Annotated in this window: 20 protein-coding genes; 5 read left to right on the top strand and 15 right to left on the bottom strand. The window is 65.3% G+C overall.

Features of this window, described 5'->3' with window-relative positions; all coding sequences use genetic code 11:
• Nucleotides 1–29: 29 nt before the first annotated feature.
• The 4 genes from LR961_RS12410 to LR961_RS12425 all read left to right on the top strand — a co-directional run bounded on the left by LR961_RS12410 (nucleotide 30) and on the right by LR961_RS12425 (nucleotide 4,052).
• Nucleotides 30–1,205: an acetyl-CoA C-acyltransferase gene (locus LR961_RS12410; RefSeq protein ID WP_232149632.1), complete on the top strand. Its 1,176-nt coding sequence runs from the start codon at nucleotides 30–32 to the stop codon at nucleotides 1,203–1,205.
• 122 nt (nucleotides 1,206–1,327) lie between these two features.
• Nucleotides 1,328–1,669 (top strand): hypothetical protein, encoded by a 342-nt coding sequence (locus tag LR961_RS12415; protein WP_232149633.1) that lies wholly within the window; start codon nucleotides 1,328–1,330, stop codon nucleotides 1,667–1,669.
• 163 nt (nucleotides 1,670–1,832) lie between these two features.
• Nucleotides 1,833–2,195: a hypothetical protein gene (locus tag LR961_RS12420; RefSeq protein WP_232149634.1), complete on the top strand. Its 363-nt coding sequence runs from the start codon at nucleotides 1,833–1,835 to the stop codon at nucleotides 2,193–2,195.
• Nucleotides 2,196–2,354: 159 nt separating this feature from the next.
• The gene (locus tag LR961_RS12425; protein ID WP_232149636.1) at nucleotides 2,355–4,052 is read left to right on the top strand and encodes a diguanylate cyclase; all 1,698 of its coding nucleotides are present in this window, start codon (nucleotides 2,355–2,357) and stop codon (nucleotides 4,050–4,052) included.
• On the opposite strand, the gene LR961_RS12430 is transcribed toward LR961_RS12425, so the two are convergent.
• The 10 genes from LR961_RS12430 to rlmD form a co-directional block, all read right to left on the bottom strand.
• The gene (locus LR961_RS12430; protein WP_232149643.1) at nucleotides 4,053–5,693 is read right to left on the bottom strand and encodes an acyl-CoA dehydrogenase family protein; all 1,641 of its coding nucleotides are present in this window, start codon (nucleotides 5,691–5,693) and stop codon (nucleotides 4,053–4,055) included.
• Nucleotides 5,690–7,000, bottom strand: coding sequence for an NAD(P)/FAD-dependent oxidoreductase (locus tag LR961_RS12435; protein ID WP_232149645.1), 1,311 nt, complete (start codon nucleotides 6,998–7,000; stop codon nucleotides 5,690–5,692). Before LR961_RS12435 ends, LR961_RS12430 begins: the two co-directional genes overlap by 4 nt.
• Nucleotides 7,001–7,096: 96 nt before the next feature.
• Nucleotides 7,097–7,303 carry a cold-shock protein gene (locus LR961_RS12440; RefSeq protein WP_057506519.1) on the bottom strand — a complete coding sequence of 69 codons (207 nt, stop codon included), beginning with the start codon at nucleotides 7,301–7,303 and terminating at the stop codon, nucleotides 7,097–7,099.
• 90 nt (nucleotides 7,304–7,393) lie between these two features.
• Complete coding sequence (locus tag LR961_RS12445) at nucleotides 7,394–8,140, bottom strand: S-methyl-5'-thioinosine phosphorylase (protein WP_232149648.1); 747 nt, start codon at nucleotides 8,138–8,140, stop codon at nucleotides 7,394–7,396.
• A gap of 7 nt (nucleotides 8,141–8,147) precedes the next feature.
• Nucleotides 8,148–8,597, bottom strand: coding sequence for a hypothetical protein (locus tag LR961_RS12450; RefSeq protein ID WP_232149650.1), 450 nt, complete (start codon nucleotides 8,595–8,597; stop codon nucleotides 8,148–8,150).
• A gap of 7 nt (nucleotides 8,598–8,604) precedes the next feature.
• Complete coding sequence (locus LR961_RS12455; RefSeq protein ID WP_232149652.1) at nucleotides 8,605–9,156, bottom strand: hypoxanthine-guanine phosphoribosyltransferase; 552 nt, start codon at nucleotides 9,154–9,156, stop codon at nucleotides 8,605–8,607.
• Nucleotides 9,156–10,163, bottom strand: coding sequence for a beta-N-acetylhexosaminidase (gene nagZ / locus LR961_RS12460; RefSeq protein WP_232149653.1), 1,008 nt, complete (start codon nucleotides 10,161–10,163; stop codon nucleotides 9,156–9,158). The genes LR961_RS12455 and nagZ overlap by 1 nt, the downstream gene beginning before the upstream one ends.
• 67 nt (nucleotides 10,164–10,230) lie before the next feature.
• The gene (locus LR961_RS12465) at nucleotides 10,231–10,920 is read right to left on the bottom strand and encodes a DsbA family oxidoreductase (protein WP_232149654.1); all 690 of its coding nucleotides are present in this window, start codon (nucleotides 10,918–10,920) and stop codon (nucleotides 10,231–10,233) included.
• Nucleotides 10,921–11,199: 279 nt separating this feature from the next.
• Nucleotides 11,200–11,691: a CYTH domain-containing protein gene (locus LR961_RS12470; protein ID WP_232149658.1), complete on the bottom strand. Its 492-nt coding sequence runs from the start codon at nucleotides 11,689–11,691 to the stop codon at nucleotides 11,200–11,202.
• A 3-nt stretch (nucleotides 11,692–11,694) separates the two neighbouring features.
• Nucleotides 11,695–13,035: a 23S rRNA (uracil(1939)-C(5))-methyltransferase RlmD gene (gene rlmD / locus LR961_RS12475; RefSeq protein ID WP_232149662.1), complete on the bottom strand. Its 1,341-nt coding sequence runs from the start codon at nucleotides 13,033–13,035 to the stop codon at nucleotides 11,695–11,697.
• Between the two features lie 124 nt (nucleotides 13,036–13,159).
• On the opposite strand from rlmD, the gene LR961_RS12480 reads away from it, so the two are divergent.
• Complete coding sequence (locus LR961_RS12480; RefSeq protein ID WP_232149663.1) at nucleotides 13,160–13,873, top strand: response regulator; 714 nt, start codon at nucleotides 13,160–13,162, stop codon at nucleotides 13,871–13,873.
• A gap of 143 nt (nucleotides 13,874–14,016) precedes the next feature.
• Here LR961_RS12480 and recO read toward each other — a convergent pair whose 3' ends face one another.
• The 5 genes from recO to lepB form a co-directional block, all read right to left on the bottom strand.
• Complete coding sequence (gene recO, locus LR961_RS12485) at nucleotides 14,017–14,742, bottom strand: DNA repair protein RecO (RefSeq protein ID WP_232149664.1); 726 nt, start codon at nucleotides 14,740–14,742, stop codon at nucleotides 14,017–14,019.
• A 96-nt stretch (nucleotides 14,743–14,838) separates the two neighbouring features.
• On the bottom strand, nucleotides 14,839–15,738 hold the full coding sequence (era, locus tag LR961_RS12490; protein ID WP_232149666.1) for a GTPase Era: 900 nt from the start codon (nucleotides 15,736–15,738) through the stop codon (nucleotides 14,839–14,841).
• Complete coding sequence (gene rnc / locus LR961_RS12495) at nucleotides 15,735–16,412, bottom strand: ribonuclease III (RefSeq protein WP_232149668.1); 678 nt, start codon at nucleotides 16,410–16,412, stop codon at nucleotides 15,735–15,737. Before rnc ends, era begins: the two co-directional genes overlap by 4 nt.
• A complete protein-coding gene (locus tag LR961_RS12500) occupies nucleotides 16,402–16,779 on the bottom strand; it encodes a DUF4845 domain-containing protein (RefSeq protein ID WP_232149672.1) in 378 nt (125 codons plus the stop codon). Before LR961_RS12500 ends, rnc begins: the two co-directional genes overlap by 11 nt.
• Before the next feature lie 169 nt (nucleotides 16,780–16,948).
• The gene (lepB, locus tag LR961_RS12505; protein WP_232149674.1) at nucleotides 16,949–17,758 is read right to left on the bottom strand and encodes a signal peptidase I; all 810 of its coding nucleotides are present in this window, start codon (nucleotides 17,756–17,758) and stop codon (nucleotides 16,949–16,951) included.
• Nucleotides 17,759–17,814 lie beyond the last annotated feature (56 nt).

Here is a 17,814-nt window from a genome sequence, read left to right on the forward strand (position 1 = left end):
TTGCCGCAAGAGAACAACCGAGATTGCACATGTCCGACATCGTCATCGCCGCCGCCAAGCGCACCGCCATTGGTTCCTTCCTCGGCCAGTTCAACGGCGTTCCCACGCCTACCCTGGGCGCCACCGCCATCAGCGCGGCCATGCAGCAGTCCGGCATCGCTGCGGCCGATGTTTCCGAAGTGATCATGGGCTGCGTGCTGCCGGCCAACCTGGGCCAGGCGCCCGCGCGCCAGGCCGCATTGGCCGCCGGCCTGCCGACCAGCACCGGCGCCACCACCCTCAACAAGGTCTGCGGTTCGGGCATGAAAGCCATCATGCTGGGCCATGACCTGATCAAGGCCGGTTCGGCCGCGATCGTGGTTGCCGGCGGCATGGAGTCCATGTCCAACGCACCGCACATGCTGCCCAACTCGCGCACCGGCAACCGCTACGGCAACTTCCAGGCAGTGGACCACATGGCGTGGGACGGCCTGACCAACCCGTACGACGGCCAGGCCATGGGCGTGTTTGCCGAAGCCACCGTCGCCAAGTTCGGCTTCACCCGCGAAGAGCAGGACGCCTACGCGATCGAGTCGGTCACCCGTGCCCAGGCCGCCCAGGCCAACGGCGCCTTCAATGACGAAATCGTCCCGGTGAAGGTCGCCACCCGCAAGGGCGAGGCCGAGTTCAACCAGGACGAGCAGCCGGGCAAGTCGGACATCGCCAAGATCCCGACCCTGCGCCCGGCCTTCAAGAAGGACGGCAGCGTCACCGCCGCCAGTTCCTCCAGCATTTCCGACGGCGCCGCTGCCGTGGTCCTGCTGTCTGCCGACGATGCCGCGCGTCGTGGCGTGCAGCCGCTGGCCCGCATCGCCGCACACGCCACCTTCTCGCAGGAACCGGAGTGGTTCACCACCGCCCCGATCGGCGCGATCACCCAGGTCCTGGCCAAGGCTGGCTGGAAAATCGAGGACGTGGACCTGTTCGAAATCAACGAAGCCTTCGCCGTTGTGGCGATGGCGCCGATCCGCGAACTGGGCATCCCGCACGAAAAGGTCAACGTCAATGGCGGTGCCTGCGCGCTCGGTCATCCGATCGGCGCTTCCGGTGCACGCTTGGTGGTTACGCTGGTAAACGCCTTGCGCACGCGCGGCCTCAAGCGTGGTGTTGCATCGCTCTGCATCGGTGGCGGCGAAGCAACCGCAATTGCCATCGAATTGATTTGACTTGGAAATTTCAGATTCCAAGAAATATGAATGCGCATCCGCTTGACAGTCGAAATGGGCTTGTCATCATGTTCCCGGCGCGCAATGGCGCGTTGCCAAATTTCACGACGAGGATTCACACAATGAGCATCAACAAGCTGCTGATCGCGATGGCCCTGGGCCTGGCACTGACCGCCTGCTCGAAGCAGGAACAGGCTGCCGACGCTGCTGCCACCGCTGACGCCGCCGCTGCCGAAGCCCAGGGCGCTGCCGACCAGGCCGCTGCTGCTGGCGCCGCCACTGCCGAAGCTGCCCAGGCTGCTGCCGACACCGCCGCCACCGCTGCTGACGCTGCTGGCGAAGCCGCTGCTGCTACCGCCGGCGCTGCAACCGACGCCGCTGCTGGCGCCGCTGCTGACGTTGCCGAAGCTGCTAAGGACGTCGCTGCTGAAGCCAAGGACGCTGCTGAAGAAGCCAAGAAGTAATAACTTCTTCTTCAAAGCAAGTCTCGAAAGCCGCTGGTTCGCCAGCGGCTTTTTTAATGCCTGTTTCTTCTGCGTGTTGAGCGCTGGCAGACGCACTGCATTGACGCGCTCTGAATACGCAAGCGCCTAGGCTGGGGGCGTCCACCCTGCTCAGGAGAGCAACATGAAGCTGCCCGTCCCCTTGCTGGCAACAGGCCTGATGCTGGCTCTTGCCGCTTGCAACGCCCCCGATACCGAACAGGCCCGGCGCGATGCAGAGGCCGCAGCCAAATCCGCTGCCGATGCCACCCGCGATGCCGCCGCGCAGGCTGCTGATGCCACCCGCGCCGCAGCGGCGCAATCACAGCAGGCATTGGACAATGCCGCCGCAGCCACCTCCCAGGCAGCGCAGGAGGCTTCGGTCGCCGCCCGGCAGGCCGCCGCTGATGCCAGTGAGGCAACCGCCGATGCGGCCCAGAAGGTGGCTGACGAAGCACACGACGCGGCCCAGCACGCGCGCGAAAAAGCAGACGAAGCCAAGCATTGATAGACTGCGCCACGCAGCCGCGCGGGAGCGCTGGCTGTGTGGCTGTCGCGCCTGATGCGCGATGCCGCCGGAGCCGGGGATTCACTCCGGAAAACATGAGGCCTTGCGCGGGGAGAAGGTGCCCGCGCAGGCCAGGCTCAGCAGCTGATCAAGGTGGCGATGCAACAACGCACCCGTAGCAAGATCGCATTGGTTTTTTCGGCATTGGTCTTCATCGCCATCGGCATCGGTGTTTTCATCGGCGCCCGCCGCTTCATCGCCGATTCGCGCCTTGTCGCCCACACCCATGAAGTCATCAGCCGGATCGATGAGATCCAGGCGATGGTGCTTGATGCCGAGTCGGCCGAGCGCGGCTACCTGCTCACCGGCAGCCAGGCCTATCTGGTCGATTACCAGATGAGCATCGAGCGCCTGCCGTTGCTGCTGGCCAGCCTGTCGCGCTCCATCGCCGAAAACGCCGAACAACGCCAGAACGTGCGCAAGCTCGATGAGTTGGTGCACCGCCGGCTGGGACAGATCCAGCACGTCGTGAACATCTACGACGGCCAGGGCCTGGAAGCGGCGCGCTCGGCGATCAACCAGAACGCTTTTCGCACCACCAGCGCCATCCGCGAGCAGGTGCGGGCGATGGTGCGCGAGGAACAGGAACTGCTGGTCGAACGCGCGGCCAGTTCGCGACGCAGCGCCGACCTGCTGCTCGGCCTGGCCTTCGCCGGCATTCCGTTCGGCCTGGCGGTGGTGGCGTCGGTGTACGGCATCCTGCTGTCCGAACTGCGGCGCCGCAGCCGCGCCGAGCGGCGTGCGGCCAGCGCCAGCCTGCAACTGTCAGGCAACCTGGAGCAACTGCAGCGCTCCAGCGCCGACCTGCAGACGCTGGGGCGCTACACCGGCCTGCTGCAGAGCTGCGCCAACCCAGAGGAAGCACTGGAGATCAGCGCACGCACGCTCGAGGCACTGCTGCCGGAAATTGCCGGCTCGGTCTATCTGCTGCGTGCCTCCAACGACCGCGCCGAGAACATCGTCAGCTGGGGCCTGCCGCTGGTGGAAACCACCACCTTCCTGCCACCGAGCGATTGCTGGGCGATCCGCCGCGGCCAGCCACATGTGATCGACGACCTGCACAACGACGCCAGCTGCCCGCATATCGCCCGCCCCGACCAGGGCCAGTCCGTGGCGACCGCCTGCATCCCGATGTCGGCACAGGGCGTGCAGATCGGCTTCCTGTTCCTGTGCGGCGCAGGTCCCGGTCCGCTGCCGCGTCTGGCCGTGGCCGAATCGGCGATGGAACAGCTGTCGCTGGCGTTGAGCAACCTGCGCCTGCGCGAATCGCTGCGCCTGCAGTCGATCCGTGACCCACTGACCGGCCTGTACAACCGACGCTACCTGGAAGAATCGCTGGCCCGCGAGATCGCCCGTTGCGGGCGCCGCAATTTCCCGTTGTCGGTGCTGATGCTGGACGTCGACCACTTCAAACAGTTCAACGATACCCACGGCCACGCCGGTGGCGATGCGTTGCTCGCGGCCATCGGTCACCTGCTGTCCTCGCGCCTGCGCGGGGAAGACATCGCCTGCCGTTACGGCGGCGAGGAATTCACGGTGATCCTGCCCGAGTCGGACAGCATCTCGGCCATGCGCCATGCCGAAGAGTTGCGGCTGGCGTTGTCGCAGATGAGCGTGCCCTTTGCTGGCAAGGTACTGCCACCGATCACCGCATCGCTGGGCGTGGCAACCTACCCGCTTGATGGCGTGGTCGGGCTGACCCTGCTGCGCAAGGCCGACGCGGCGCTGTACCGGGCCAAACGCAGTGGCCGCAACCGCGTCCTGCAGTTCGATGCGAGCCTGGACGGCGCGGGCTGATCAGCCCTGCGGCAACGCGCGTTCGAGGATGTCGTCGAACGACGTCGCGGCATCCAGCACGCCATAAACCCCAGCCCGTGGTGACAAGCGCGACTGCACGAAGGTTGCGGCCAGCGGGCTGGCGTTGCGCATCAACGTTGCCGCCTGCAGCAGCACCGCCAGTGCGGCGACGAGGCTGCGTGCATCGGACTGCTCCAGCGCTGTCGCCGACAGCCGCGTCGTCATCTGCGCACAGGCCTGGTCATAGGTGGGCAACTGCCCGGCCGGTCGCGCCAGTTCCTCCAGCAGCGCCGCGCGCGTGTCCGGCTCGCGGGCAAGCGCGCGCAGCACGTCCAGGCATTGCACGTTGCCGCTGCCTTCCCAGATCGAGTTCAGCGGTGCCTGACGATACAAGCGCGGCAGCATCGACTCTTCCACGTAGCCGGCACCACCCAGACATTCCTGCGCTTCGTTGACGAAGGCCGGTGCGCGCTTGCACACCCAGAATTTGCCAATGGCGGTGGCAATGCGGGCGAATGCCGCTTCGCGCGCATCCGATGGCGCGGCATCCACCGCGCTCGCCACACGCATCGCCAGGGCGGTAGCCGCTTCCGATTCCACGGCAAGGTCAGCCAGCACGTTGGCCATCAACGGTTGGTCGACCAGACGCTTGCCGAAAGCACGCCGGTGCCGGGCATGGTGCAGTGCCTGCGCCAACGCCATGCGCATTTCCGCCGCGGCACCGAGCATGCAGTCCAGCCGGGTCAGCATGACCATCTCGATGATGGTAGCCACGCCCCGCCCTTCTTCGCCGATGCGATGCGCCCACGCGCCGCAGAATTCCACTTCGCTGGACGCATTGGCCCAGTCGCCGAGCTTGTCCTTCAAACGCATCAGATGGAACGCGTTGCGCTTGCCGCACGGCAACCGGCGCGGCATCAGGAAACAGCTCAAGCCACCGGGCGCCTGTGCCAGCACCAGCCAGCCATCGGACATCGGCGCGGAGAAAAACCATTTGTGGCCCACCAGGCTGTACTCGCCGGCGGTGGCCAAAGGCGTGGCGGTGGTGGTGTTGCTGCGTACATCCGAGCCGCCCTGCTTCTCGGTCATGCCCATGCCCACAGTGATGCCAGCCTTGTCGGAGATGGGCACATCACGCGGGTCGTAGAACGGCGTGGCGGCCTTGTCCGCCCATTCGGCCAGCGCCGGTGCCTGTCGCAGCACCGGTACCGCAGCATGGGTCATGGTCAACGGGCAACTGGTACCGGCTTCGGCCTGATGGTGCAGATAGCTCAGCGCGGCACGCGCGACGTGCGCACCCGGCCGTGGCGCGTGCCAGGACAGCCCGGCCACACCGTGGGTCTTGGCGGTCGCCAGCAGCTGGTGATACGCCGGATGGAAATCCACCGTATCGATGCGACGCCCCTGCGCGTCATGGGTACGCAACTGGGGCCGTTGTCGGTTGGCATCGAAACCGGCGTGATAGAGGTCGCCACCGGCAATGTCACCGTAGTGCGCAAGGGCATTGCGGTAGCTCTGCGCGCCTTCGCGCGCCACCGCCTCCTGCAGCGCCTGATCGTCCTGCCAGAGATTGCGCCCGGCAAACGCCGGCGGCTGGTTGTCGACGGTATGCGTTTCAAACGGTGGCGGTTGCGCGGTCATGACGTTGGCTCGGTCGGGCAGCAGGCCGATTCTGCCAAAGGCGTCATGGGCATGGCGTCATGCCGGCGGTCGCCGCTGGTCACCGCCGCCTGCAGATCGGCAATGAATGCGCTGTCCAGCGCCAACTTGCCGAACAGGCCATGCTGGGTGCCGCTCAGCACCCGCAGCATGTGCCCGCGCCCTCCGGGCATGCGCCCCATCGGCTTGAACAGCAGGTCGCGGGCGTTGGCGACCCAATCACGTTCGGACTGGAACACCGGGGTCAGCCAGCGGCTCCAGAACTGGTACAGCCATACATGCGCCTTGCGCTGTCCCTGGTAACGCGCCAACGCGGCGTCGATCCCGATTTCGGTGCGCAGCGCATCGCGCAGCGCGATCGCATCGAGCAGGGCCATGTTCACGCCCTGCCCCAGTTGCGGACTCATCGAATGCGCGGCGTCGCCGGCCAGCACCAGCCGGCCGCGATACCAACGCTCCATCACCGCGTCGCGGTAGCTGGCACGCGCCAGCTGGGTTTGAACGTTGACGCCCTGCAGGCGCTGCCGGGCTTCAGGCCACAGCTGTTCGATCTCATCAAGCCAAGGTTCCAGCCCCGCCTGCTCCCAGGCGCCGAATCCTTCACGCGGCAGGCTCCAGAAAAAGCTCAGGCGCGGCTCGTCATCACCGGGGCGGGTACCCACCGGCAGCAGTCCGATCATCTTGCGCGCGGCCACATAGCGCTGGCGCAGCTCATCGCCGAATGCCCAGTCGCCGCGCGGCAGCAGGCACCACAACGCACCCCAAGGATAAACACGATCCAGCCGCGTGCCCTGCACCTGCGCGCGCAGCCCCGAGGCCGAGCCATCGGTGGCGATCACCAGATCGAAGGGGCCGTGCCAGTGCCCGCGATGGTCCTGCACGCGGCGCAGGGTTTCATCAATGGCGACGATGCGGCTGTCCACATGCAGCGCCTCGCGCCCTTGCCATGCGCTGTCCAGCAGCGAGAACAAGGCACCGCGCTGCATGCCCACGCCGCACAGGCGTGCATCCAGCCCGGCGTAGTGCATGTCCATCACCGCACGCCCGCATGGCGTCTCGCCATACAAACGACGCACCACCGCGCCATGTTCCAGCACCTGCGGCAGCAGCTGCATCTCCCAAAGGGCCTGCAGCCCGCTGGGCTGCAACAGGAAGCCCGCACCCACCGGCCCCGGTGTCGGGGCTTGTTCGAACACCTGCACGCGATGGTCGTCACGCGTCAGCAGCACCGCCAGTGCCTGCCCCGCTGTGCCATAGCCAACGATGGCGATATCCAATGCTTTGCTCATCACGCTCCTTCGTGCACGTCGCTGTTGGTCCGAGGTTAGCTGTTTAACCAAAAAAAAACCCCGCCGTAGCGGGGTCCTTTCAGCACAGCCGGTGAATCACTCGGCCGGCGTGATGTTCGAAGCCTGGGCACCCTTCGGACCCTGGGTCACGTCATAGCTGACGCGCTGGCCTTCCTGCAGGCTGCGGAAGCCCTTGGAATTGATCGCGGAGAAGTGCGCGAAGACATCGGCGCTGCCGTCCTCCGGTGAGATGAAGCCAAATCCCTTGGCGTCGTTGAACCACTTGACGGTACCGTTCGGCATGGTGATGCGAGACCTTGTTCGATGAATGGATTGATGTACGCTGAATGAAGCGCACTGGCGGAGTATGCAAAGCTTGGGCCGGGATGACAATCACCCCTGTGCCAGTTCACCCACCAAAGTCGGCAAACCCGCCGAGGCGGCCTCCACATTGGCCAGCACCTCGGCCATGGTGATCTCCTCGGCCTCGCCACAGCCGGCCGCCCAGTTGGCGACGATGGCCAGGCAGGCGTACTCCAGCCCCAATTCCCTTGCCAGGCCGGCTTCCGGCATGCCGGTCATGCCGACCAGATCGCAGCCGTCGCGGCGCAGACGGGCGATTTCGGCGTTGGTTTCCAGGCGCGGACCCTGGGTAGCGGCGTAACAGCCGCCATCCTGCACCACCACGTTCCGGGCCTTGGCCGCTGCCAGCACCTTGTCTCGAAACGCTGGCGTATACGGGTGGCCGAAGTCGACATGCAGCACTTCGCTGCCCTCCTCCTCGCTCAGCGTGGAGATCCGGCCCCAGGTGTAATCGATCAGCTGGTCCGGGCAGGCCAACACACGCGGGCCGAAGTTTTCGGTGATGCCGCCAACCGTATTCAGCGCCAACACGCGGGTGGCGCCGAGCTGCTTGAGCGCGGCCAGATTCGCGCGGTAGTTGATCTTGTGCGGCGGGATCGAATGGCCTTCGCCATGACGGGCCAGAAACGCCACGCGCTGCCCGTTCAGCATCCCGATCCGGACCGGCCCGGACGGTGCGCCGTAGGCAGTCTGCACCTCGTGGGTCTGGACATCGTCCAGTGCGGCCAGCTTGTAGACGCCGGTGCCGCCGATCACGGCCAATGCGATGGAACTCATGGAATTGTCATGCTCTTGTAGGGGGTGATGAATTCACCTGCCTGCCGCTGATGCCACGGGCAAGCAGGACAATGGCCAGCCACAGTCCAGCGCCGGCAAGCGTGGCCCACACGTCCAGCCAGTCGAAGGTGCGATTGGGACGGAAGGGCTGGAGGAACTCCCAGGCCAGCAGACCGGCGGTGGGCAGCAGCAGGGCGGCGGTGATCGCGCGACGCTCGTGCCAGAGGCAGCGCCAGGCGTAGGCATCGTCGGCCTGCCCGATGCGCTTCACTGCCAGCGCCAGTACCAACCACGGCAGCGTCAGCGCCGCGATCAGGTTCGGCGCATAACCGAAGACGGCGTACTGCTCGACCAGGGGGCTGCCCTGCTCACGCAGCTCCTTGATCGCCAGAATGCCCAACTGGCCTGCAACGAAGACAACCGTCAGCCAGCCTGCGACCGACCGACGGCTGCTCATCGGCCTTTTATTCCTTCATCGCGTAGATGGCCGGCAACGAACGCAGCGACTCGCTGACGTCCATGCCGAAACCGAACACGAAGCGATCCGGCAGCTCGACGCCGGCGTAGTCGGCCTTGACGCCCGGCAAGCAGCGGTCGTGCTTCTTCACCGTCAACACAGCGATGCGCACGTCGGTGGCACCCTGCTCCAGGCACCATTCGCGCACGCCCTGCAGGGTGAAGCCTTCATCGAGGATGTCGTCGACCAGGATCACGCGACGGCCGAACAGCGCCGATACCGGGCGGTGCTTCCACACCAGCTCGCCACCGCTCTCGCCGTGGTAACGCGAAGCCTGCATGTAATCGAACTGGGCATCCTGGCCACGTGCGCCCAGCTCCAGCGCCAGCTGGCCGGCAAACGGCAGCGCGCCATTCATGATGGACAGGAACACAGGTACCTCGCCCTTGTAATCGCGCGCGATGGCGTCGGCGATACCGGCGATGGCCTTGTCGATGGTGGGGCGGTCAACCAGCAGGTCGGCCTGGGCCACGGCTTGTTCGAGAGTGAGTTTGGACATCAGACGGTTCTTCCAAGGTTTTCAAGCAATTGATTACGGGTATCGCCATGGCGGGCATCGGCCAGCAGGCCGCCCCAGCCCAGTGCGCCATGGGCGATCAGGCCCAGCAGCGCGGCGGTATTGAGGCTGCGGCCGGCCACGGCCTGCAGCGATTCTTCAACCAGCTCCGGGTGGCACACCAGCACCACGTCGCAACCGGCATCCAGATGGGCATTGACCCGGCCAGCAACGCCACCGGCGGCGAACGAAGCCGCCATGCCGATGTCGTCGGAGAACACCACGCCACGGAAATCCATGTCCTGCCGCAGGATCTGGTTGATCCAGCGCGGCGAGTAACCGGCCGGCTCCGGTGCCACCTGCGGGTAGATGACGTGCGCCATCATCACCGCATCGGCGCCTGCGGCGATGCCTGCGCGGAACGGTACCAGATCAAGCGTTTCCATTTCCGCCAGCGGACGCGGGTCGATCGCGGTATCGACGTGGGTGTCCTCACGCACGGTGCCGTGGCCCGGGAAATGCTTGAGCGTGGCGGCCATGCCGACCGAATGCATGCCGCGCACATAGGCAGCGGTCAACGCAGCGACGGTCTGCGGGTCTTCGCCGAAAGCGCGGTTGCCGATGGCCAGGTTGCCGTGGCCGACATCGACCACCGGGGCAAAGCTCAGGTCCAGGCCGGAGGCGCGGATCTCACTGGCCATCAGCCAGGCGTGCTGCTCGGCCAGTGCCAGGGCGGCGTCCGGATCGGTGGCGTAAAGCTTGCCGAAGCCGTCCAGCGGCGGCAGTTCGGCATAGCCTTCACGGAAGCGCTGCACGCGCCCACCTTCCTGATCCACCGCGATCAGCAGCGGCCGGTTGGCCGCGGCGCGGATAGCCGCGGTCAGCTCGGTCACCTGCGCGCGCGAAGCGAAATTACGCTTGAACAGCACCACGCCGGCCACGGCGTCATGCTGCAACCAGCCGCGCTCCTGGGCGGTCAGTTCGGTACCGGCAACGCCGATCAAAAGCATGCGTGGACTCCATTTCGCCGCCAGGTCGCGGCGTAGCCCGGCATTGTCGCAGATGGCGCCTTTGTCGTCAGACGCTGCAACCGTCCGGGCCGCATGCCTGTTCATCCTTGCCCGGCGTCGGCGCCAGTTCGGCGGCGACCTTCTCCAGCACCTGGGCAAACACCTCCGGCGGCTGCGCCCCCTGCACCGCGTAGCGGCCGTTGATGACGAAGGTGGGCACCGACTGGATGCCCAGCGCCTGCGCCTGGCCCAGCCCGGCGCGCACCTCGGCCAGCCCCTCGTCGGATTCCAGCATCGCGGTGACCCGCTCGGCACCGATGCCACCGGCTGCGGCGGCTTCGATCAGCACCTGCGGGTCGGCCAGGTTGCGGCCATGCTCGAAGTGGGCGCGGAACAACGCTTCGCCCACCTGCGCCTGCACGCCTTCACGCCCGGCCAGCCAGATCAACCGATGCGCTGGCAAGGTGGTGACCTTGACCTGGCCCTTGTCGAAATCCATCGGCAGGCCTTCGGCCTGGGCGGCAGATTGAGTCTGCGCCAGCATCTGGTTGGTGCGTTCGATGCCACCGAATTTGGCCGCATAGGCCTCGCGCAGCGGCACCGGCGTGGCATCGGCGTCCGGCGCCAGGAGGAACGGATGCCAGCGCACCTCGACTTCGGGTGCCTTGTCGCCCATCAGGGCCAACCCACGCTCGAAACGGTGCTTGCCGATCCAGCACCAGGGGCAGACCACGTCGGACCAGATGTCGATGCGCATGGGAGTTTCTGTCTTGGAAGAGATGCGCCAGCGTAGCGAAGTCCGGGTACGTTCCGGTTACGAGCAGATGGATTGGAGCGTACTGCCGCTGGGATGGTTGTTTGTGGGTTTGGAAGGCCTTACCCCTCCCCAGCCCTCCCCTCCGCCTGCGGCGCAAGGGAGGGAGCAGAAGCGGGTTTGGCTGCGGTCTTTCCGACCCCAAGAAACAGCCCCCTCCCTTGCGCCGCTGGCGGAGGGGAGGGCTGGGGAGGGGTAACAGCTTTTCGCCCGAGGACGCCCCTACACGCCCCACTTGCAGTACGGATGCGAAGCCAACGCAAGGTTGTAGTAACGAACCTCGTCAGTCACCTCGGCGCCAGCCCACTCCGGCAGATCGAATGTCTGCCCGGCACTTTCCAGTTCGACTTCGGCCACCACCAGCCCGGCGTTCTCGCCGAGGAACTCATCCACTTCCCACAACAATCCGTTGTGGTTGACCAGATGGCGGCGCTTGTCGATCAGGCCACCGACGCACAGCGCCAACAGCTCGCGTGCCTCACTTACCGGCACCGGGTAATCGAACTCCTGCCGCGTATGGCCGATCTCGCGAGACTTGATGTTGAGGTACGCCTCATCACCCTGGATGCGCACGCGCACCGATGCCTTCTGCGCGCCGCTGTCCAGCGACGCGGTATCGTTGAGATACCCCTGGGCCATCGGGATGACCGCATGCGCAGCGGCGCGCCAGGCGTCGCTGGTTACCAGGAACTTGCGCTCGATCTCGATGCCCATGGCTCACTTCTTCTCGAAGACGGCGATGCTTTCCACATGTGCGGTATGCGGGAACATGTCCATCGCACCGGCGCTGACCAGGGTGAAGCCCTGTTCGTTGACCAGATAACCGGCATCACGTGCCAGCGAGCCCGGATGGCAGCTCACGTAGACGATGCGCTTGAACTGCTTCAACGGCAGCTGCTGCAGCACGTCGATCGCGCCAGATCGCGGCGGGTCCAGCAGAAGCTTGTCGAAGCCCTGCTTCATCCACGGCGTGTGGCGCTGGTCCTGGGTGAGGTCGGCGGCGAAGAACTGCGCGTTGCTCAAACCATTGCGCTCGGCATTTTCCTTCGCACGTGCCACCAGTCCGGCCTCGCCTTCCACGCCGACCACCTCACGCACGGTGCGCGCCAGCGGCAGGGTGAAGTTGCCCAGGCCGCAGAACAGGTCGAGCACGCGCTCGTCCGGTTGCGCATCGAGCAGGGTCAGCGCGTGCGCGATCATCTGTTGGTTGAGCTTGGCGTTGACCTGGATGAAGTCCAGCGGACGGAACGCCAGTTCCACATTCCACTGCGGCAGCGCGAACGACAGCGCCACGCCTTCGGCCGGCCACAGCGGCTTCACCGTTTCCAGGCCGCCGGATTGCAGGTAGATCGCAAAGCCGTGTTCCTGGCCGAACGCGATCCATGCCTGTGCGTCAGCATCGGACAACGGCTGCAGGTGGCGCACGGTCAGCGCGATGGCGGCATCACCGCCGATGAATTCGATCTGCGGAATATCGCGCTTGCCATCCAGCGTTTCGATGAACGTGGACAGCGCCGACACCTTGGTGCCGATCTCCGGGATCACCGTCAGGCACTGCGACAGATCTGCGACGAAGCGCGGGTCCAGCTCGCGGAAACCGACCAGCGTCTTGTCCTTCTTCTCGACGCGACGCACCGAGAAACGGCCCTTGCGGCGATAGCCCCAGCTGTCGCCTGCCAGCGGCGGCAAGACTGCGCCCGGCTTCACATGGCCGATACGTTCCAGGTTGTCCATCAGCACGCGCTGCTTGGCCACGATCTGCTGCGACTCCTCCAGGTGCTGCAGCACGCAGCCGGCGCACACGCCGAAATGCGGGCAACGCGCTTCCACGCGGTGCGGCGAGGCTTTCACCACTTCCACCGTGCGGGCTTCGTCGAAGTGACGGCTCTTGCCGGTCTGCTCGGCCATCACCGTTTCCTGCGGCAACGCGCCACTGATGAAAGTGACCTTGCCGCCCTCGCCTTCGCGGCGGGCAACGCCACGGCCATCGTGGCTCAGGTCGAGGATCTCGGTCTGGAACGGGGTCTTGTCTATGCGGGGGGATCTGGATCGGGCCACGTGGCAACAGGCTGCGGGCAAAAGGGGGCGTATTGTCGCAGAAGCGTCAAGGAACGCGCTTTGCCGCTTGCACCCAACGCCCCCCTCGCTAATATGCAGGTTGACGCTGGCATGGAGGCAGCAGATGAATACGCAGATCCAAGGACCGATCCCCCACCTGCTGCTGGTCGAAGACGACATGACCAGCCAAGGTTTCTTCCAGTTCGCCCTGGAATCCCTGCCGGCGACTGTGGATGTGGCCGACTCGTTCGCCAGTGCGCTGCAACGCGCCGAATCAGGGCATTACGACCTGTGGCTGATCGACGTCAACCTGCCCGACGGCGATGGGCCCACCCTGCTGCAACGCCTGCGTGTCCGACACCCACGCGTATCGGCTCTGGCCCACACCGCCGATGCCAGCACCGAGACCCAACAGGCTCTGCAGCAGGCCGGTTTCAGCGAAACGCTGGTCAAACCAATGACCCGCGAAACCCTGCTCAAGGCCATCCGCCGCACTCTGGCCAAATCGGCCGTCAGCAGCGATATCGATGACGATGCGCAGGTCCCGCATTGGGACGAAGCCGTGGCGCTGACCGCGCTGAACGGGCAACAGGCACACCTGCGTGCGCTGCGCGAGCTGTTCCTGTCCGAGCTGCCGGTTGCACGCAACGCGGTGGCCCAGGCGCTTGACCAGCACGATCTGGTTGCGCTGCGCAATCAGTTGCATCGTCTGCAGGCCAGTTGCGGCTTTGTCGGCGCGCTACGACTGGCACGTGCAGTGCGCCAACTGCACAACAACCCGGAGCTCCCCTCGGCCCGGCAACAGTTCGATGCGGCAGTCAAAGCCCTGATGGACTGAGCAACGTAGCTGCAGGAGCGGCCTCGGCCGCGAAGCCGGCGACGGTTTTCATCGCGGGGATGTCTGCAGTTGCAGGCTCCCCCAAAACGGCAATATCAGTGGTTTCGTAGCGCACGCCACTCTTACGACAGCTGGACGCAACATCAACCGGCCGGGCGTACCAGATCGCCCAGCATCTCCCAGGACTTCAAGCCACGCCCACCCAGGTGGTGCAGCAACACCGCGCGCATCTGCACGCGCAGGCTGGCCAGGTCCGCCGCCGCAGGTTGGCTGTCTTCACCCAGCGCCAACAGCGCCGCTCCGGTCGCCAGGCCGCGACGCTCGCCGGCACTGCGCTCGCTGAGCTGACGCAATGGTCCTTGCAGCGGGTCCAGCTGGTAACGCGCGGCCGGATCGATGGGCTGGCCATCGGCCGCATGTGTCCAGTCGAAGCCGAAGCCCAGTGCATCCAGCAGATCGCGTTCAAAACGACGCAGCGACCACGCCAGCTCCTCGGCCTGATCAAGCCGCGCACGCAAGGTGGCAAATGCCTCGTACAACTCCGGCAGCGGGTCCTGGCGGGGCGCCAGCCGCATCACCAGTTCGTTCATGTAGAAGCCGGACAGCATCGCATGGCCCTGCAGGCGCGGTGCCACGTCGCGGCTTTCGGCGGCACGCAGCTGGGCAAGTTCACCACCCAGCACCGCATCGAAAGCGATGGCCTGCAAGGGCTGCAACGCCGCTCTCAGCGCCTGTTTCTTCGGCCCCTGCACGCCCCGCGCCACCAGCCCAAGACGGCCGTGGTCCAGGCTGAGCACTTCCACCAACAAGCTGGTTTCACGCCAGGCCCGCGCGTGCAGAACAAAGCCGGGCTGGTCGGTGATTCGCATCGGCGGCGGGATTCAGGTATCGGGATGGAGGGTTGGCCAAGGAACTGCGCGACGGTTGTTAGCTGTGCCAAGCCCCTCTCTACCCAACCCTTGGCTTCATTCGCCGTAGCCGAACGCCTTGAGCGCAGCCTCGTCGTCGGACCAGCCTTCACGCACGCGCACCCAGGTTTCCAGGAACACCTTGGCACCGAATAGACGCTCCATCTGCAGACGCGCCTTGCCACCGATTTCCTTCAGACGGGTGCCGCCCTTGCCGATGACAATGGCCTTCTGGCCTTCGCGCTCGACCCAGATCACCGCGCCGATGCGCAGCAGGTTGCCATCTTCGGCAAAACGCTCGATCTCGACCGTGGTGGCATACGGCAGTTCTTCGCCCAGCTGACGCATCAGCTGCTCGCGGACCAGCTCACCGGCCAGGAAACGCTGGCTGCGGTCGGTGATTTCGTCTTCGCCGAACATCGGCGGGGCTTCCGGCACCAGACCGATCAGGTCGCGGACCAGCGACTCCAGGCCGTTGCGCTTGAGCGCGGAAATCGGGTGGACGGCAGCAAACTCGCGGCCAACGGTGATCTCCTGCAGGAACGGCAGCAGCGCGCCCTTGTCCTTGAGCCGGTCAACCTTGTTGACCACCAGCACCACCGGGATGCCAGCATCACGCAGCACGTTGAAGGCCAAGGTGTCTTCCTCGTCCCAGCGTCCGGCTTCGATCACCAGCAGGCCGGCGTCCACGCCTTCCAGCGAGCCGCGCGCGGCGCGATTCATCACCCGGTTCATCGCCCGCTTCTGTTGGCGGTGCAACCCGGGTGTATCGACCAGCACCAGCTGGCCTTCGGGGAAGGTGGCAATGCCCAGCAGACGATGGCGCGTGGTCTGCGGGCGGTTGGAAACGATGCTGATCTTGGCACCGACCAACGCATTGGTCAGGGTCGATTTACCGACGTTCGGGCGGCCGATGACCGCGACGCTGCCACAGCGATGGGAGGAGGTGTCGTTCACTTGGAATCCAGTTGTTCGATCGCGGCCGCGGCCGCCTGTTGTTCGGCCAGCCGTCGCGAAGTGCCTTCGCCTTCGGTGCTCACGGCAGGGTCAGCCACGCTGCAACGCACTTGGAAGTGCTTGGCGTGGTCGTCGCCGGTCTCCAGGACCAGCTCGTATACCGGCAGGGGCTTCTGCCGGGCCTGCAGCCATTCCTGCAGGCGTGTCTTGGGGTCCTTCTCGGGCTTGCCTACCGGCACGGCAGCCAGCGAAGTCTCGAACCACGGCAGCACCACCTCCCGGCAAGCCAGGAAACCGGCGTCCAGGTAAATGGCGGCAACCACCGCTTCCACGGTGTCGGCCAGGATCGAGTCACGGCGGTGGCCGCCGGATTTCATCTCGCCCGGCCCCAGCGTCAGCCGCTCGCCCAGGTTGAGGGTGCGCGCGATCACCGCCAACGCGCTCTCGCACACCAGTGCGGCGCGGGCGCGGGTCAACGCGCCTTCGTCGGCCTTGGGCCAACGGGTGAAAAGCGCCTCGGCGACCAGCAGGTTGACGATGCTGTCGCCGAGGTACTCCAGGCGCTCGTTGTGCGGAGCGCCGGCACTGCGATGGGTCAGGGCCTGCTTGAGCAGACCCTGATCCTGAAATGGGTGGCCGATCAGGTCACCCCGCTGGAACGTTCTATTCAACACTGCGCGAAGTCAGGTCCTGGGAATTGTCGAAACGGCCGACGAGGTCGATGTTGCCGATCAGCGGGCGGCGCACTTCGTAGCTCACGTTCATGCGCCAGCCGCCATCAATGCGATCGAACTTGATGTTGTCGCGCTTGACGCTCTCGGAGTAGTTCATGTCCATCCGCTTGAAGAACAGCTCCTGCGCCTTGTTCGGGTCCATGTCGGCGCTGCTCGACTCATTGGCCAACGCTTTCATCGAAGCCTTGACCGCGTAGTACTCCTGGTACATCGGGAACAGCTTCATGCCGACGTAGAGCGCGAAACCAACGACCGCCAGAACTACCACGAACGAGGTCAAGGTCATGCCATTTTGCTTGTACTTCATTGCGATCTCCCCAGATGCGCGTGATGGATGGTGTTCATTGAATGCCTGCCCCGCGACACGCGCAAGCCTGCAAAGACTGAATGGGATCGCCCGCGCAACCCCTTGGGCGCGCGGGCGTGGGCACAAACAAGCCCCTGGACTGGCAGTAGCCGGGCCTGCTCCATGTCGATTACTGGATGCGGTTGCCGATGCGCGACGGCTCGAAGCTGTTCTTGCAGAACCAGCCGCTGCAGTTGAGCCAGATCAGGAAGGCCTTGCCACGCAGGTTCTTCTCCGGTAGCACGCCCCAGAAACGGCCATCGTCGCTGTTGTCGCGGTTGTCACCCATGACCAGATAATGGCCCTGCGGAACCTGCCACTCACCCTGCCCCCGCATGTCCGCCACGCCCAGCTGCTCGAGCACGGTGTGGGTGCGACCAGGCAGGTTTTCGGTCAGCAAGGTGTAACGGGTCGGCTGGCCGTCAAAGACATACTGGCCTTTGACTTCATAGTTCACCGGCTGGCCATTGATCGACAACGTGTCGCCCTGGAAGCCGATGTGGTCACCGGGCAGGCCAACCACGCGCTTGATGAAGTTCTCGCCGATCTGCGGATCGTTGTCCTGGCCCGGATGGCCCGGGAACTGGAACACCACCACGTCGCCGCGCTCCGGCTCGGACACTGGGATGACCTTGGTGTTGGTGATCGGCAGGCGGAAGCCGTAGGAGAACTTGTTGACCAGGATGAAATCGCCGATCAGCAGGTTCGGCATCATCGAGCTGGACGGGATCTTGTACGGCTCTGCGACGAAACTGCGAAGCACCAGCACGATGGCCAGCACCGGGAAGAAGGCGCGCGAGTAATCGACGATCACCGGCTCTTCGCCGTCCAGCAGGCTGGCATTGGCCGCCCGTCGCTTGGCCAGGAACAGCTTGTCCAGCAGCAACACCAGACCCGAACCCAGCGTCAACACGACCAGGGCGATTTCAAACCATTTCATTCGGATTCCTTTTGAATGGCATTGGTGATCGGGGAGCCGGAACAGGCCAAAGCAAG

It is taken from the genome of Stenotrophomonas sp. SY1 (assembly GCF_021202945.1).
Lineage (GTDB): Bacteria > Pseudomonadota > Gammaproteobacteria > Xanthomonadales > Xanthomonadaceae > Stenotrophomonas.